Annotated in this window: 14 protein-coding genes; 10 read left to right on the top strand and 4 right to left on the bottom strand. The window is 30.0% G+C overall.

The genetic code is table 11. The features are described 5' to 3' along the window. The first annotated feature begins 4 nt into the window (after positions 1 to 4). From lpxA to tilS, 6 genes are all read left to right on the top strand, one after another. On the top strand, positions 5 to 793 hold the full coding sequence (gene lpxA / locus M9397_RS01245; RefSeq protein WP_250227153.1) for an acyl-ACP--UDP-N-acetylglucosamine O-acyltransferase: 789 nt from the start codon (positions 5 to 7) through the stop codon (positions 791 to 793). 19 nt (positions 794 to 812) lie between these two features. Then, entirely contained in the window at positions 813 to 1,958 is a 1,146-nt protein-coding gene (gene lpxB / locus M9397_RS01240; protein ID WP_250227152.1) for a lipid-A-disaccharide synthase, read from the top strand. A 38-nt stretch (positions 1,959 to 1,996) separates the two neighbouring features. Then, positions 1,997 to 2,614, top strand: a complete 618-nt coding sequence (rnhB, locus tag M9397_RS01235) for a ribonuclease HII (RefSeq protein WP_420022207.1) — start codon at positions 1,997 to 1,999, stop codon at positions 2,612 to 2,614. Positions 2,615 to 2,644: 30 nt separating this feature from the next. Further along, positions 2,645 to 6,139 (top strand): DNA polymerase III subunit alpha, encoded by a 3,495-nt coding sequence (gene dnaE, locus M9397_RS01230; protein WP_250227150.1) that lies wholly within the window; start codon positions 2,645 to 2,647, stop codon positions 6,137 to 6,139. Positions 6,140 to 6,166: 27 nt separating this feature from the next. Continuing rightward, positions 6,167 to 7,126, top strand: coding sequence for an acetyl-CoA carboxylase carboxyl transferase subunit alpha (gene accA, locus M9397_RS01225; RefSeq protein ID WP_250227149.1), 960 nt, complete (start codon positions 6,167 to 6,169; stop codon positions 7,124 to 7,126). A 148-nt stretch (positions 7,127 to 7,274) separates the two neighbouring features. Then, positions 7,275 to 8,807: a tRNA lysidine(34) synthetase TilS gene (gene tilS, locus M9397_RS01220; RefSeq protein ID WP_250259837.1), complete on the top strand. Its 1,533-nt coding sequence runs from the start codon at positions 7,275 to 7,277 to the stop codon at positions 8,805 to 8,807. A 198-nt stretch (positions 8,808 to 9,005) separates the two neighbouring features. Here tilS and M9397_RS01215 read toward each other — a convergent pair whose 3' ends face one another. Further along, positions 9,006 to 10,751, bottom strand: a complete 1,746-nt coding sequence (locus tag M9397_RS01215) for a proline--tRNA ligase (RefSeq protein WP_250259835.1) — start codon at positions 10,749 to 10,751, stop codon at positions 9,006 to 9,008. 364 nt (positions 10,752 to 11,115) lie between these two features. On the opposite strand from M9397_RS01215, the gene gmhB reads away from it, so the two are divergent. Further along, complete coding sequence (gmhB, locus tag M9397_RS01210; RefSeq protein WP_250227146.1) at positions 11,116 to 11,727, top strand: D-glycero-beta-D-manno-heptose 1,7-bisphosphate 7-phosphatase; 612 nt, start codon at positions 11,116 to 11,118, stop codon at positions 11,725 to 11,727. A 116-nt stretch (positions 11,728 to 11,843) separates the two neighbouring features. Here gmhB and accC read toward each other — a convergent pair whose 3' ends face one another. The 3 genes from accC to aroQ are packed head-to-tail and all read right to left on the bottom strand — an operon-like array spanning position 11,844 to position 14,140. Then, entirely contained in the window at positions 11,844 to 13,199 is a 1,356-nt protein-coding gene (gene accC, locus M9397_RS01205) for an acetyl-CoA carboxylase biotin carboxylase subunit (protein WP_250227145.1), read from the bottom strand. A 10-nt stretch (positions 13,200 to 13,209) separates the two neighbouring features. Then, complete coding sequence (gene accB, locus M9397_RS01200; protein ID WP_250259833.1) at positions 13,210 to 13,662, bottom strand: acetyl-CoA carboxylase biotin carboxyl carrier protein; 453 nt, start codon at positions 13,660 to 13,662, stop codon at positions 13,210 to 13,212. Between the two features lie 28 nt (positions 13,663 to 13,690). Next, positions 13,691 to 14,140, bottom strand: coding sequence for a type II 3-dehydroquinate dehydratase (aroQ, locus tag M9397_RS01195; RefSeq protein ID WP_250259831.1), 450 nt, complete (start codon positions 14,138 to 14,140; stop codon positions 13,691 to 13,693). Positions 14,141 to 14,802: 662 nt separating this feature from the next. On the opposite strand from aroQ, the gene M9397_RS01190 reads away from it, so the two are divergent. The 3 genes from M9397_RS01190 to mreD all read left to right on the top strand — a co-directional run bounded on the left by M9397_RS01190 (position 14,803) and on the right by mreD (position 17,340). Further along, on the top strand, positions 14,803 to 15,846 hold the full coding sequence (locus M9397_RS01190; RefSeq protein WP_250227142.1) for a rod shape-determining protein: 1,044 nt from the start codon (positions 14,803 to 14,805) through the stop codon (positions 15,844 to 15,846). Between the two features lie 121 nt (positions 15,847 to 15,967). Beyond that, positions 15,968 to 16,783 (top strand): rod shape-determining protein MreC, encoded by an 816-nt coding sequence (gene mreC, locus M9397_RS01185; protein WP_250227141.1) that lies wholly within the window; start codon positions 15,968 to 15,970, stop codon positions 16,781 to 16,783. A 77-nt stretch (positions 16,784 to 16,860) separates the two neighbouring features. Then, positions 16,861 to 17,340, top strand: coding sequence for a rod shape-determining protein MreD (gene mreD, locus M9397_RS01180; RefSeq protein WP_250227140.1), 480 nt, complete (start codon positions 16,861 to 16,863; stop codon positions 17,338 to 17,340). Positions 17,341 to 17,532 lie beyond the last annotated feature (192 nt).

Below are 17,532 nucleotides of genomic sequence, written 5' to 3'. Positions count from 1 at the left end.
ACTGATGATTCATCAATCTGCCATTATACATCCTAGTTCTATAATAGAAGAAGGAGCTATAATACACAACAACGTATATATCGGACCATTTTGTTTTATTGGAGCGCAAGTTGAGATAGGGGCGCGAACTTTGTTGAAATCTCATATTGTAATTAACGGGATTACTCAAATTGGAGAAAATAATCAAATCTATCAATTTGCTTCTCTTGGAGAAGTGAACCAAGATTTAAAATACGCAAAAGAATCTACACGAATAGAAATTGGCCATGACAATAAGATTAGAGAAAGTGTCACCATTCATCGTGGCACTATACAAGGTAAAAAAGTGACCAAAATAGGAAATAGCAATTTATTTATGATTAACGTGCATATTGCTCATGATTGCATAATCGGGGATCATTGTGTCATGGCTAACAACGTTACCTTAGGAGGACATGTAAGAGTAGATAACCACACTATTATTGGAGGAATGACCGCAATCCATCAGTTTTGCCTTATTGGAACACATGTTATGATTGGAGGATGTTCTGGTGTAGTCCAAGATATTCCACCATTCATAATAGCCCAAGGAAATCATGCAACACCTTTTGGATTAAACATTGAAGGTTTAAAACGACGAGGTTTTAGTCGTTCCTCCGTACACGCTATTCGAGATGCCTATAAAATTTTATACCGTAGCAATAAAACTATTGAATCAGCTAAAACAGCTTTAAAACTATTAGCAGCAGAACATCCGATCATCAATGAATTTGTAGATTTTTTAATACGTTCTCAAAGGGGAATTATTCGTTAACAATGTTAATCTATCGTCTATGCATAATCGTACTATTATTATAGGTATAGTAGCAGGAGAAGCTTCTGGAGATATTTTAGGGGCAGGATTAATCCGTGCATTAAAAAAATACTTAAAAAAAGTATGTTTTTTTGGGATTGGTGGCCCCTGTATGCAATCTGAACATATGAAATCTTGGTACAATATAGAAGAATTATCAGTCATGGGTTTCGCTGAAATTATTCTGAAATTACCACGACTATTGCACATTCGTAGAAATTTAGCTCGTAGATTTATTAACTTAAAACCTGATGTTTTCATTGGTATCGATTCTCCAGATTTTAATATTTCTTTAGAAAATCGTTTGAAAAAACATGGAATTCGTACGATCCATTATGTTAGCCCATCAGTATGGGCGTGGAGGAAAAAACGTATTTTTGCGCTTAAAAAAGCCACCGATAATATTTTAGTTACTTTTCCTTTTGAAAAAAAAATATACGATCACTTCAATATACCATGTCAATTTATTGGACATACATTAGCAGATCAAATACCTTTGAATCCAAATAAAGTCTTTGCTCGTCAAAAATTAGGGATTCCCTGTAACGTATGTTGTTTAGCAATATTACCAGGCAGCAGAATTAGGGAAATTAAAATGTTAGCTCACGATTTTTTATTATGCGCTAAATTATTAAAAAATAATTTTCCTAATCTTGAAATTTTAGTACCATTACACAATCAAACATCTGTAAAAAAATTTATTAGTGTCGTATCAACATCAATTAAGTATCGTATTCTAAACAACAACCAATCAGCATGGGAAATAATTATGGCAGCAGATGTTTCTTTAGTGACCGCTGGCACAGCAACTTTAGAATGTATGTTAGTCAAATGTCCTATGGTTGTAGCTTATCGAATGCATCCCCTAACATTTATGTTAGTCAAACATTTTATAAATGTTCCCTGGATATCACTGCCTAATTTATTAGCAGATCGTGAATTGGTAAAAGAATTTATTCAAAACAACTGTCGTCCTGAAAATTTAGCACAAACATTAATTGACTTATTAAATGATGATAATAATCAACATATAGTATTGAAAAAAACATTTAGACAGTTACATTATAGAATTAGATGTAAAGCAGATGAACAAGCAGCCCACGCAGTGTTGAGGTTAATCAAATGACAACAATGTTATGTAACAAGCAATTAAAAAATCATGAAATATCAAAAACATTATCTATCAAAAAATTTAAATTAATTGCGGGAGTAGATGAATCAGGATGCGGATCATTAGTCGGATCAGTAATAGCTGCTGCAGTAATATTGCATCCAATACGACCAATTTTTGGATTAGCTGATTCTAAAACATTAAATAAACACAAAAGACTTAATTTATATAAAAATATTATTGAAAAAACATTAGCCTGGAGTATCGGATGCGCTGATGCTATAGAAATTGATCGTTTTAATATTTTGAAAGCTCGTTTATTAGCAATGAAACGAGCAGTACACAATTTATCTATTAAGCCAGATTTGATTTTAATAGATGGAAATAATTCTCCAGAATTCACAGGCATACCTTATCAATGTTTTATCAAAGGAGATGATCGAATAGCAGTTATAAGCGCAGCTTCTATTGTAGCTAAAGTTACTCGAGATCAAGATATGATCGTACTAGATGCGCAATATCCAAAATATAGATTTGCTCAAAACAAAGGATATCCTACCTATTTTCATTTAAAACAATTAGCGCTATACGGGCCTATATCACAGCATAGAAAAAGCTTTGCTCCTGTAAAACATGTAATTTGTGATATTAATAGGCAACTCGATATTTAGATATATATTATTATTTATGACCTCTTAATTATGATAAAACCACGCTTTATTCACTTGCACGTACATAGCGATTACTCCATGTTTGATGGATTATCTACAGTAAATAAGTTAATAGCAAAAGCAGCGTCTCTTAAAATGCCCGCATTAGCTCTTACTGATTTTAACAATTTATTTGGATTTATTAAATTCTATGATTCTGCTTATAAATCAGGAATCAAACCAATCATTGGAGCAGATTTTTTACTACAAGATGTCAACATTGGCAACAAACCGAGCAAATTAACATGCTTGGCCACTGATAAACAAGGTTATTATCATTTAATTATGTTAATTTCCAAAGCATATAAAAATAAACATAATAATATTGCTCTTACAATTCAACGCCATTGGCTCATAGAATATAACAAAGGTTTAATTCTACTTTCTGGGGGGTGTAACGGGGAGATCGGAAGACATTTATTAAGAAATGAAAAATCAAAAATAGAACAATGTTTATATTTTTATTCAAAATATTTTCCAAATAGATATTATCTGGAATTAATACGTACTGGTCGTCAAAACGAAGAATTTTATTTACAATTAGCTATAGAATTATCAATGGTCAAGGGACTACCGGTAGTAGCTACCAACGATGTACGTTTTATTAATGAAGAAGATTTTTTAGCGCATGAGATTCGAGTAGCAATATACGCTGGTACTCAATTAAATAATATTCAGCAATTACGCAAATATAGTTCACAACAATTTATGAAAAGTGAAGAAGAAATGTGTAAATTATTTTCCGATATACCGGAATCTTTGGTAAATAGTGTAGAAATTGCGTACAAATGCAATATTACCATCGATTTAGGTAAATCTTTTTTACCACAATTTCCTACTGGATGCAGATCTGCTCAAGATTTTCTTACCACATATGCAGAAAAAGGATTAGAAGAGCGCTTAATTTTGTTGTTTCCCAAGACTAAAGAACGCCTTATTAAACGAATACCATATGATTTGCGATTGCAACATGAATTACAAGTAATCAATAGTATGAATTTCCCTAGTTATTTTCTAATCGTTATGGAATTTATTAAATGGGCTAAAAATAACGATATTCCAGTTGGTCCTGGAAGGGGTTCTGGAACCAGTTCACTAGTAGCATATGTCTTAAAAATTACAGAACTTGATCCTTTACAATTCGATTTACTGTTTGAACGTTTTCTTAATCCAGAACGTATATCTATGCCCGATCTAGATATTGATTTTTGCATGGATCATCGTGATTTAGTAATTGAGCATGTCTCTAAAACTTATGGATCAGATGCTGTGTCTCAAATTATTACGTTTGGGACTATGGCAGCCAAAGCAGTGATCCGAGATGTAGGACGTGCACTAGGTCATCCTTATACGTTGATCAATCACATTGCTAAATTGATTCCATCAGAACCAGGCATCACATTAGAAAAAGCTATCTCTATCGAACCTCAACTTAAACTACTTTATGAAAACGACGAAGATATTACAACACTAATTGATATGGCCCGTCAATTAGAAGGTATCGTGAGAAATGTAAGCAAACATGCCGGAGGAGTAGTAATTGCACCTATAAAAATTACTGATTTTTCTCCCTTGTACTATGATAATGATAGCATTCATCCAATGACCCAATTTGATAAAGATGACATTGAACGTATTGGTTTAATAAAATTTGATTTTCTTGGTTTACGTACATTAACTATTATTAAACATACATTAAAAATGATTAACAACACACGCCTTAAACATGACCTTGCTATTATTGATATACACTCCCTATCATTACACGATCAAAAAAGCTTTCGTACACTTCAATCTTCGAAAACTACAGCAATCTTTCAATTAGAATCACGTGGTATAAAAGAATTAATTAAACGTTTAAAACCAGATTGTTTTGAAGATTTGATAGCATTGATTGCTTTATTTCGCCCAGGACCGTTACAATCAGGTATGGTAGATAACTTCATCAATAGAAAACACGGTTATGAAACTATTTCTTATCCTGATGCTAAATGGCAGCACGAATCCTTACGTCCAGTATTGGAATCAACTTATGGAATTATTTTATATCAAGAACAAGTTATGCAAATAGCGCAAGTGCTCGCAGGTTATACACTTGGACAAGCCGATATACTACGACGTGCTATCGGTAAAAAAAAACCAGAAGATATGGCTAAACAACGCTCTTTTTTTAATTTAGGCGCTACAAAAAATGGCATCGATACTACATTATCAATGAAGATTTTTGATCTTTTAGAAAAATTCGCTGGTTATGGTTTTAATAAATCCCATTCTGCTGCATATGCATTAATATCTTATCAAACGTTATGGCTAAAAACACACTATCCTTCTGAATTTATGGCGGCAGCATTAAGTTCTGATATGGACAATTTAAATAAAGTATCTCACCTAATAGGTGAATGTCAAAAAATGAATCTCAAAATTCTACCTCCAAATATAAATACTAGCCAACATCATTTTTATGTTAACGAACATAAAGAAATTGTTTATGGATTTGGAGCTATAAAAGGAATAGGAAAAACCTCTATAGAATCTATAATAACATCTCGCAATAAGGATGGTAATTTTAAAGAATTATTTGACCTCTGTATCCGCATCGATAGTACAAAAATAAATCATCGTATGATTGAAAAATTAATTCTTTCTGGAGCCTGCGATTCGTTTGGAATACATCGTTTAAAATTAGTGGCATCACTTAATGATGTATTAAAACGCGCTAATCAGCATATTAAAAATAAATATAGCAAACAAACAGATATATTCGACATGCGTTTGGACATATCTAACACTGTTACAACAGCTGATTGCAATTACAACGCCTCACAATGGTCCAGTCAATTATTATTAGAAAAAGAAAAAGAAGCTCTTGGACTATATTTAACTAGTCATCCTACTGTTCAATACATGAAAACAATAAAAAGTTATATGCCTAATATTGTTATTATAAAAGATGTTATACTAGAAACAAATAATAATAAGATGATACATATTTTTGGTGTGATTGTATCAATTCGAACAAAATTAAGTAAAAGAGGAAAACGTGTTGTATTTTTTATTTTAGAAGATTATTCTGGTCGATTAGAAATAATGATATTTGAAAAATTAATTCATAGCTATCAATATTGTTTAAAGGAAAATAATTTATTGATTGTTACAGGAGTAATTAGTATTGATAAGATACATGGTTATTATAAAATAATTGCACAGAAATTAGAAGATATTAACGATATTTATACAAAACATGCACGCAGTTTATCTATCACTTTAAATAATAAAGAAGTGAACAATCAATTATTAACGAATATTCATTTTTTTTTAGAAAAAAATAGACTTGGAACTTTACCAGTATATTTTTTTTATCAAAAAAATGACATTCAAATCAAATTACATTGTGGAAAAAAATGGTATGTTACCCTGACTGATCAGTTATTGACCAATCTACGCAGTCTTGTTGGGGATAAACAAATCAAATTAGAATTACATTAAATTTTTATATATAATAACAGGAATTTTATGGGTTTAAATTTTCTTGATTTTGAAAAACCTATCCTAGATTTAGAAGAAAAAATTAATTCTTTAACATCGATAGTACACTTAGATAAAAAATCAAAAACAAATATTAATGAAGAAATTAATCGTCTTCGTTTTAAAAATATCGAACTTACCCAAAAAATATTTTCCAATTTAAATGCCTGGCAAATTGCTCAGTTAGCACGACATCCTAAGCGCCCATACACTTTAGATTATATAGAGCGTATATTTAATGATTTTGACGAATTATCTGGTGATCGAGTATACGCTGACGACAAAGCTATTGTAGGTGGCATAGCAAGACTCAATTCCCGACCAGTTATGATTATTGGACATCAAAAAGGTCGTGACACTAAAGAAAAAATTAAACGAAATTTTGGTATGCCTGCTCCAGAAGGGTATCGAAAAGCACTACGTCTAATGAAAATGGCAGAACGATTCAAGATACCACTGATTACTTTTATAGACACTCCAGGCGCCTACCCTGGGGTAGGAGCAGAAAAACGCGGACAATCTTCAGCAATCGCTAAAAATTTACGTACAATGTCAGTATTAAAAATACCGATTATATGTACCGTCATCGGAGAAGGGGGTTCCGGAGGAGCTTTAGCTATAAGCATTGGCGATAAAGTTAATATGTTAGAATATAGTACATATTCTGTAATTTCTCCAGAAGGATGTGCATCAATTTTATGGAAAAACGTAAAAAAAGCCCCTATAGCTGCCGAAGCAATGGGTATTACTTCTTATCGGTTAAAAGAACTAAATCTAATTGATAATGTGATTTATGAACCATTAGGAGGAGCACATAGAGACATATTAACTACATCTATTTCATTAAAAACTCAATTATTATTAGATTTAAGCGAATTAGATTCTTTTGATGAAAAAAAATTGTTAGATCGACGATATCACAGATTGATGCATTATGGATATTGTTAATTTTAAGTCAAAATATATTACTTTTTTAAAATATTTATATATAGTATAAATCATGTAAAATATATATAATACATATACTAAAGATTGATATAATCATTGTTATGATATTAAATCATCATGACTTTATGACATTTACATTAGCAACAATATGATTGCAATCAACACATCGTCAGAAAATTGGAATTTATATCGTACTGTAACACATTGTATTCTTGGATATAAAAAATTGTTGTTGTCTTATAGTGGGGGATTAGATTCTACAGTACTTTTAGATATCTTAACAAAATTAAGAAATAGAATCGATCATTTCACATCATCTCCATTTATTTTACGCGCAATTTATGTAAATCATGGCATCAGTAATGATGCAGATAAATGGGCTAGTCATTGTTCCGATCAATGTAAAACGCGAGGTATACCTTTCTCGGTAATTCATATTAATTGTTATAACTCAGAAAATAAACGACGTAACACAGAAGCATTAGCACGCAATCTTCGTTATAAGAAATTATATGATCATTTAGATTCAAAAGAAATACTTTTGACCGCGCATCACATGAACGATCAAGCGGAAAGTTTACTCCTTGCATTAAAAAGAGGAAGTGGCCCATCTGGACTATCTGGAATGAGTAAAAATACGTTGTATGCTAATAAATACAGGTTGTTGAGGCCATTATTAGATTGCTCTCGCGAACAATTAGAGATATATGCCTATAATAAAAAACTTGACTGGATAGAAGACGACACGAATTCAGATACACGTTTTGATCGTAACTTTTTACGCATAAAAATTTTACCATCAATATATCAGCGTTGGCCTCATTTCAATCAAGTAGTTGCGCGTACCGCTCAACTGTGTAAAGATCAAGAAAGTTTGTTAAATGAATTGTTATCAGAATCTTTGAAAAAACTAATTGATGAATCAGACGGTTCTTTACTATTTAGTCCACTATTCCAATGCAGCATACCAAAAAGACAAGCATTACTGCGCCGTTGGTTATTAAATTTTTCTATAAAGATGCCTTCCTATCAACTTGTAAATCGTATTTGGAAAGAAGTAGTACTAAGCCGTCGAGATGCCACTCCAATACTACAATTAGATAAATGCCTATGTCGTCGTTTCCGTGAAAAATTGTATATTTTACCTGTAAATATGAAATGTTCTTTAAATAAAATTAAATTATCGTGGAATATCATGTATAATGCATTTATACTACCGTATAACTTAGGTAAGTTGATATATCAACCATTAAGTATCAACGAATGTTTATCTAAAAATTCATTCAACACACATCTAAACATAAATTTTTCATTAAATATGTCTTATAATTTTTCTGAAAAATATAAAAAAGTATTAACACATTGTTTTGTTCGGGCCCCAAAATCTGATGAAAAAATATCAATTATGTTTGGAAATATAGATGGATTATTATATATTTTGGGAAGAAATCATGGTCGACATTTAAAAAAAATTTGGCAAGAATTAGGTGTACCTCCGTGGCTGAGAAGCCGTATTCCTTTACTTTTTTATAATAAAACGTTAATTACTGCTATAGGAGTATTCATTACTCAAAATGGTAAAATTACAAATAAAACAACCATATTATGGAAAATATCTTGGTTACAAAACATTTTATTTCATAAAATTTTTAAAAACAGCGTTCGTTATCATTTAGAATAATGCTCTTCATTTTTATTAGTTAAATAAAAATAATTAACTTCAAAACTATAAAAATAAAATTTTTATTGTATCAATAGGAAGAACAATTCAATAGAATTCCAATCAAAACAATCATATCGCAATATATATATATTAAATATAATTAAAATTTTTAACCTTAAAATCAACGCTCTTTTCAATTAAAATTAATTAAAAACTTCATGAAGAAACAATTTTTTCAACTAAATATCGCATTAATATTTCAAGTTTAATTTTTTTTATTTCATTTTTTTTACGATATTTATATTCCACCTCTTGATTAGCTAAACTACGATCACTAATAATTAAAACATGTGGTATTCCTATCAAATCTATATCAGCAAACATTGTGCCTGGATATTCTTTACGATCATCAATTAATATATCTATTCCTATAACAGATAGAAGTTGTTGGTAAATTTTTTCTGCAATACTTCTTACATTGACGGAACGATACATATCAATTGGTACAATAGCTAATTTAAATGGAGCGATTACATCAGGCCATAAAATACCATTGTTATCGTAATTTTGTTCAATAATTACGGCAACAATACGAGTAATTCCTATACCATAACACCCCATTTCCATCGGAAAATTATGTTTATGTTCATTATTTTTTTTTATATGATTAGTGTTTAAGCTTAAGTATTTTTGTCCTAATTGAAATATGTGCCCTATTTCAATACAATTATGAATGGATAAAATATTTTTTTTATTAGTATATAAATTATGATGTAATACCTCACTTAAATCTGCTACTTTTAAAAGCGGTATATCGCGATTCCAATTAACTCCAAAAAAATATTTACCGCTCATATTAGATCCAGCTACGAAATCGTTCATTGTTGCTACATTATAATCCACAATTAATGGTATAGATAAATTAATAGGTCCTAATAAATTGGGTTGTGCTCCAGTAATTGTATGCATCTCTTTTGGATCTATACAAGATAACGGAGTGTGTACTTGTGGAATCATCGAAATTTTCTTTAAACTAATCTGATGATCAGCCCGAATTACCAATCCTAATAAAGAATGATTATCATTGATATGTTTATTTTTAGAGCGTACAATTATTGTTTTCACAACTTGATGTATAGACAAATTAAATTGATTAATTAGTTCTTCTATAGATTTAATATGAGGAGCTGCTACTAAACGCATTGTTTCTGTAGCCATTTTTGGTTGCATTTTAATAGAAATCACATCATTCAATAACTGAAAATCAATTAAATCATTATCAGGTATCATAGGAGTTGCGATAGTATCTTCACCATTTTCAGAATATGCTTGAAACTCATGAGACAATACCCCTCCAATTCTACCAGGATCAGCTTGAACAACACAAAAATTTAGTCCAATACGATTAAAAATAGTGTGATATGTTTGATACATATTGTTATATGTATTTTGAAGAGATTTCTGATTGAAATGAAAAGAATATCCATCTTTCATAATGAATTCTCTAGCACGCATTACTCCAGATCGAGGACGTGCTTCATCACGATATTTAGTATGAATTTGATACACAATTAATGGAGACTGTTTATACAACATCGTTTTTTTACAAATAATTTCTGACACCACTTCTTCATGAGTCGGTCCTAGTACAAATTCCTGATTGTTACGATTTTTAAAACGCAATAGTTCTGTACCATATTTTGTCCAACGACCGCTTTTTTTCCATAATCTCGCAGGTTGAACTATCGGCATAGCTATTTCAATAGCACCAATTTTACTCATTTCTTCTCGAATAATATTTTCTATTTTTCTCAATACTCGTAATCCAGTAGGCAACCAGGTATAAAGACCAGATGACACTTGACGAATTAAGCCAGCTCGTAACATTAGTTGATGACTAATCGTTGTACAATTTTTAGGTATCTCTTTAAGAGTAGCTAATAAATATTGACTAGTACGCATTATTTTCACCTGATAAGTGATATAAAATAATAATCGCCCTTTTAATAAATATATTTATTATTTAAGAATTAAATTTTTTGATTTAATATATACTATTATATAAATACACATTTAGTATTTCTTTAAAAGAATACAATTCTATACTCTAATATAGGCTTATATATCAGTATATAACCATTTAATAACATTTTCCTACTTTATAGAAAATGTTGATAATCTGATAATAATACATTTTACAACAATGCTGTTTTACAATTAAAACAAAATTTAATAATTATATGTTATTATATAATATTAATTTTTGTTGTAACATTGTTTAACAAAATAAACATTCGTAATTATAATAATAAATACAAGGCTAATCGTGAATAATGCTATATTTATAGATCGAGATGGTACTATTAATATTGATAAAAACTACGTGTATAATATCGATAATTTTTTTTTCATTGAAAATGTCATAGATGCAATGGTAACTTTGAAAGAAATGAATTTTTTTTTAATCATAGTTACTAATCAATCTGGAATAGCACGAGGTTTATTTACTCAATATGATTTTTTATTATTAACAAAATGGATGATTTCTTATTTAGAGACATACCATCATGTATATATAGATGCTATTTATTTTTGTCCGCACCATACACAGGGAATAGTGAAAAAATTCCAACGATCTTGTTTATGTCGAAAACCTAATCCGGGAATGTTATTAGATGCAAAAAAACGTTTTAATATTAACATGACTGCTTCTTATATGGTGGGAGATACTGAAAATGATATGCTAGCAGGTCAATTTGCAGGTATTGGAACTAAAGTGCTAGTATCTAGCGGTAAAAAAATAACAAAAAAAACTAAAACAACAGCAAACTGGATTATTGAAAGTCTAGCGTTCTTGCCAGATATAATAAAAACAAACAACCATACAAAAATATATACATATATATCTTTTTTAATTTTTTATGTTTTATTTTATTAATTTAATAGTATTAAATTACATTTAATAATCTCAAGATCTAATGGTATATTTTAATCTCTTTAAGTAAAGACAAGACTCCTTTTCATATGTAGCCATATATGTTTTTTTCTAATTATTTATATATTAAGTTTATCTTCTAAATAACGAATATTAATTTCGTTACCTTTCTGAAACATCTCATCAGTTACAATTTTTAATTGTAACTCAATATTGGTATTGATTCCGTCAATAATTAATTCTGACAACGCATTTTTCATACGAGCAATAGCTATCTCACGTGTTTCCCCAAAACAAATTAATTTCCCTATCATTGCATCATAATAAGGAGGCACTGAATAACCAGCATAAATATGAGATTCCCAACGTACACCCAATCCCCCAGGAGCATGAAACCTAGTAATACATCCCGAACTAGGTATAAATTTATGAGAATCTTCAGCATTAATACGACATTCTATAGAATGTCCTGAAGATTTAACTGCATCTTGTGTAACATCTAACGTATATCCAGAAGCAATTTTCAACTGCTCTCTAACGAGATCTATCCCGGTAACCATTTCTGTAATCGGATGTTCCACTTGAATACGAGTATTCATTTCAATAAAAAAGAATTCATTATTTTCATACAAAAATTCAAATGTACCTACTCCACGATATCCAATTTTATAACAAACTTTTATACAACTCTCTCCTATATGTTGCCGCATTGTAGAACTAATACCTAACGCAGGAGTTTCTTCTACTATCTTTTGATATCTCCTTTGTACGGAACAATCACGTTCTGTCAAATAGATTGTATTGCCTTTTCCATCAGATAAAACTTGTATTTCTATATGCCTAGGATTTTTCAAGTATTGTTCTACATAAATAGTATCATTATTAAACGTGTTTTTTGCTTCTGATCGCATCATACGTATAGCATCTTGTAAATCTGATTCTTTTTTAACTACACACATGCCGCGTCCTCCTCCTCCATGAGCAGATTTTATGATAATTGGATAATCAATATGTAAATTTTGATGTGAAAAATTATAAATTTCATTATTTATGTTCTTATTCAATTCATAATTCCAACCTGGAACAGACTTTATTCCTGATTCTTTCATAATAGCTATAGCGGATATTTTATTTCCCATTAAACGAATAGTTTCTGAATGCGGCCCAATAAAAACAAAACCAGAACGTTCAACTTGTTCCGCAAAATCAGCATTTTCCGACAAAAACCCATAACCAGGATGAATTCCTGATGATCCAGTAATTTCTGCAGCTGAAATAATAGCCGGGATATTTAAATAACTATGTATTGCAGGAGGAGGTCCTATGCAAACAGTTTCATCAGCCAACAACACGTGTTTCAAATCACGATCTATAGTTGAATACACAGCCACTGTTTTTATCCCTAATTCTTTACATGCACGTAAAATACGTAACGCTATTTCTCCTCGGTTTGCAATGACAATTTTTTCTAACATTTTATTCTCATTATTCGATAATAACTAATGGCTCATTAAATTCAACTGGTTGACCATTGTCCATTAAAATTGCTTTGACTATGCCTGACTTATCTGATTGAATTTGATTCATAACTTTCATGGCTTCAATAATACACACAGTATCTCCGACCTCAACCATTTGACCAATTGATACAAATGGATTGGAATCTGAACTAGAAGCAATATAGAAAATACCTACCATTGGAGAACGTATAACATGTCCATTATTTATCAATTTAACATTTTCATAACGTGTTGTTGCGCTTGGAATACGTACTGGTATTTCTGACTCTTTTTTTGTAGACAAAAGAGCCGAATCGGACGATGTTGTAGATGTAGAACGAGTAATACGCACTATCTTATTTCCTTCTGAAATTTCTAATTTAGATATATTTGATTCTTCAATCAGTGTAATTAATTTTTTTATTTTGCGAATATCCATAGCAAAACCTATGTGTATTTGTTACTCATTAATTTTTAGATAAATATTTATGCGCCATATGTAAAGCACAATGATATCCGTATACCCCAAATCCACAAATAACACCAAGCGCAATATCAGACAAATATGAACGATATCTAAATTTTTCCCTGATATATATATTAGAAAGATGAATTTCTATGAAATCAATATTCACAGATAAAAATGCATCTCGCAACGCTATGCTGGTATGAGTAAAAGCTGCAGGGTTAATTATGATAAAATCCGTATTTTTGTAATTTTTATGTATACATTCAATCAATTCATGTTCTGCATTAGATTGAAAATGATCCATTTGAATACCTAACGATTCAGCAGTCTTATATAAATTTGCTACAACATCAGATAAAGTTTCATATCCATATATATGTGGTTCACGTATACCTAACAAATTTAAATTAGGCCCATTTATCAATAAAATACGACATTTATTTGTCATGATATTCAAACATCCTCATCAATTCAACACCTCAGTGCACAATTATAACTTTACATATCATTTTATATTTAATATTTAATAAATGTTGTCTGTAGTACAGTAATAATAATTTTTTATTATTCAATAATATATTTCGTAGAAAATTATCATAATTTCAAATATATATGTTTATTGTTTATAATTAAAAACCAATAATGCCTAAAAATACAATTGATTTTTATTAGGTTTTAAATTTTTTTAATAAAAATAACTGTCATACACAATATTCATGTAATAAATAATTTATTTTTTCAAGATAACTATTATAATATTAGAATGTAATATTTTCAATAAAATTGATTATTGCAATCTTACACGAACTACAATAAGCATCTAAAATAATATTTGACAATCTTAATTGTATAGTATACCAAATATAATTTATTATTTTTACACATATATAGTTATATTTATAATGCAATATATATACGTAGTATATGTTTCAATTTTTTAATATTAAATAAATATAGAGAATTAAATAATATGCAATATTTTAAACACAATAACTTGAAAATACATTTATCGATATTATGCGATCATTTAATTTTATTTTTCTCCAAAAGATCAATCACAAATGAATAATTTTAAAAAAATTTATAAACTTATTTTAGATTATTACTATTATGTTTAAAAAATTCCGCGGCATATTTTCTAGCGACCTATCTATTGATCTCGGTACTGCCAATACTTTGATTTATTTAAAAGGACAAGGTATTGTTTTAAACGAACCTTCTGTTGTAGCCATTAGACAAGATCGAGGCGGAATGCCCAAAAGTGTAGCTGCTGTAGGCTATGCAGCGAAACAGATGTTAGGGCGAACTCCCGGAAACATTGCGGCTATTCGCCCCATGAAAGACGGAGTAATTGCTGACTTTTTTATTACTGAAAAAATGTTGCAGCATTTTATCAAGCAAGTGCACAGCAATAGTTTCATGAAACCAAGCCCGAGGGTGTTAGTATGTGTTCCAGTAGGCGCTACACAAGTTGAACGTAGAGCTATACGTGAATCTGCACAAGGAGCAGGAGCACGTGAAGTTTTTTTAATAGAAGAACCTATGGCAGCGGCTATTGGAGCAGGTTTACCAGTATCCGAAGCTACTGGTTCAATGGTAGTAGACATTGGAGGCGGTACCACTGAAGTCGCAGTAATTTCACTGAATGGAGTAGTGTATTCATCATCTGTTAGGATTGGAGGAGACCGTTTTGACGAAGCTATTATTAGTTATGTGAGACGTCATTATGGTTCCTTGATTGGAGAAGTAACCTCAGAAAGAATAAAACATACTATAGGTTCTGCATATTTAGATGATGAACTTCGTGAAATAAAAGTACGTGGGCGAAATTTAGCAGAAGGAATACCACGAAGTTTCGTATTAAATAATAATGAAATTTTAGAAGCATTACAAGAACCATTAACTGGCATTGTCAGTGCAGTTATGGCGGCACTAGAACAATGTCCTCCAGAATTAGCATCTGACATTTCTGAATATGGAATGGTATTAACTGGAGGAGGGGCACTATTGAGAAATATTGATCGTTTATTGATAAAAGAAACTAGTATCCCCGTGGTAATCGCAGAAGACCCGCTTACTTGTGTTGCACGGGGTGGCGGTAAAGCACTTGATATGATTGATGTACACGGTCGAGACTTATTTAGTGAAGAATAATTTTTTTTAAAAGCGCTATAAATAAATTTATACATTTTAAATTAATAAAATCACATAAATTAAAATGTATTACTTTTAATGATATATATTAATTAGTCTTATTAAGATTAAGGTATCTTCCATGTATAGTGCTATAAGCAATAAATTTCCTTATTTAGAATTACGTTTATTTTTTGCAATAATAATGTCTGTTATCATTATTATTTCCGATGAAAAACTAAATATGTTCCTAAAATTAAAAAGTTACATGGAAGATTCCACTTATTTGTTTTATTGCTTATGCGATAAGTCGCATAATATATACAATTATACTAAAAAATTGTTATCAGGATATGACAAATTAATATTGGAAAATAATACATTGCGTCAGGAGTTATGTTTAAAAAACAGTGAATTATTGTTGATGGATCAATATAAAGATGAAAATTACAAGCTACATGCATTAATTCACTCTCCTTTGTGTTATGATAAACAAAAAATAATCACTAGAATTATTTCTGTTAACGCAGATTTATACGGCAATCAAGTTATAATAAATCAAGGAAAGAATCATAACATCTATATTGGTCAACCAGTTATTACTGATTCAGGAATCATAGGGCAAGTAATTTCTACTAATACACTTAGCAGTCGTGTTATGTTGATTTGTGATCCTGAACATGCTTTACCTGTACAAATAAAGCGAAATAATATGCGTTTTATTTTAATGGGTTGTGGATATGGCGCAGATTTACGTGCAGAATATCCAGGATATTTAGATGTATGTATTGGAGATATCTTGATAACATCTGGATTAGATGGTCGTTTTCCAGAAGGATATCCAGTAGCAACAGTATCTAATATAATAGTAGATTCAGAACAAGACTCTACCATCATTCAAGCACATCCAACAGTTAAATTACAATCTTTATGTTATGCAATACTACTTTGGAAATAAATTAATGTAATTAATATTAAAACATTATTTATTATATTTAACATAATAATATTTGCAATAAAAACAACTTTAAAAACATGCACAATAAATACAATAATTATAAATTGTGGGTAGTATATAGTTCTTTTATCATTGCAATTATTTTACAAATTATTCCCTTTTGTCTTCGAACGTGGAATATACATCCATCCTGGACAATGATACTGTTAATTCGTTGGATTACAATACTTCCAAATCAGGTGAATATCGGTACTGGATTTACTTTAGGATTAGTAATTGATATCATACTAGGATCTACTTTAGGAATACACTCTTTATCTTTAAGTATACTTGCTTATTTGGTAATCCGGAACATTTATTTTTTTAGATACATGCCTATCTGGCAACAAACTTTTATTATTATATTTCTTTCTTTTATTCATCAAAGCATTACATTTTTAATAAAATTTTTAATAACCAAAGTTTTGTATGCACCGGAAATATTTTGGAACTGCCTATTAGATGGTGGATCATGGCCATTTTTAGTTTTTTTAATGCACAAAATTCGCCGAAATTAATCAACAATTGATGATTTTTAAAAAATACTAATAGTAATAATTTTAATATTAAATAATTATTTTTATTGAATAAATATATTTACATAAACTTATAAAAAATTGAAATCATTGTTAACAACACTGTTTCAGGAATGTCATGAAAATATTAAACAAAAATTGAATAATCGTATTTTTCACATGAAGAAGAACATC

The sequence above is a fragment of the Blochmannia endosymbiont of Camponotus sp. C-003 genome, from assembly GCF_023585685.1.
GTDB lineage: Bacteria > Pseudomonadota > Gammaproteobacteria > Enterobacterales > Enterobacteriaceae > Blochmanniella.
Note: the sequence above shows the minus strand (reverse complement) of the source record. Positions and strands in the feature narration are given on the sequence as shown.

Coding starts and splice junctions, on each gene's coding strand:
- dnaE (WP_250227150.1), top strand. CDS start 2,645: ATGATAAAACCACGCTTTATTCACTTGCACGTACATAGCGATTACTCC.
- M9397_RS01190 (WP_250227142.1), top strand. CDS start 14,803: ATGTTTAAAAAATTCCGCGGCATATTTTCTAGCGACCTATCTATTGAT.
- lpxB (WP_250227152.1), top strand. CDS start 813: ATGCATAATCGTACTATTATTATAGGTATAGTAGCAGGAGAAGCTTCT.
- tilS (WP_250259837.1), top strand. CDS start 7,275: ATGATTGCAATCAACACATCGTCAGAAAATTGGAATTTATATCGTACT.
- aroQ (WP_250259831.1), bottom strand. CDS start 14,140: ATGACAAATAAATGTCGTATTTTATTGATAAATGGGCCTAATTTAAAT.
- accC (WP_250227145.1), bottom strand. CDS start 13,199: ATGTTAGAAAAAATTGTCATTGCAAACCGAGGAGAAATAGCGTTACGT.
- accA (WP_250227149.1), top strand. CDS start 6,167: ATGGGTTTAAATTTTCTTGATTTTGAAAAACCTATCCTAGATTTAGAA.
- lpxA (WP_250227153.1), top strand. CDS start 5: ATGATTCATCAATCTGCCATTATACATCCTAGTTCTATAATAGAAGAA.
- mreD (WP_250227140.1), top strand. CDS start 16,861: ATGCACAATAAATACAATAATTATAAATTGTGGGTAGTATATAGTTCT.
- mreC (WP_250227141.1), top strand. CDS start 15,968: ATGTATAGTGCTATAAGCAATAAATTTCCTTATTTAGAATTACGTTTA.
- M9397_RS01215 (WP_250259835.1), bottom strand. CDS start 10,751: ATGCGTACTAGTCAATATTTATTAGCTACTCTTAAAGAGATACCTAAA.
- accB (WP_250259833.1), bottom strand. CDS start 13,662: ATGGATATTCGCAAAATAAAAAAATTAATTACACTGATTGAAGAATCA.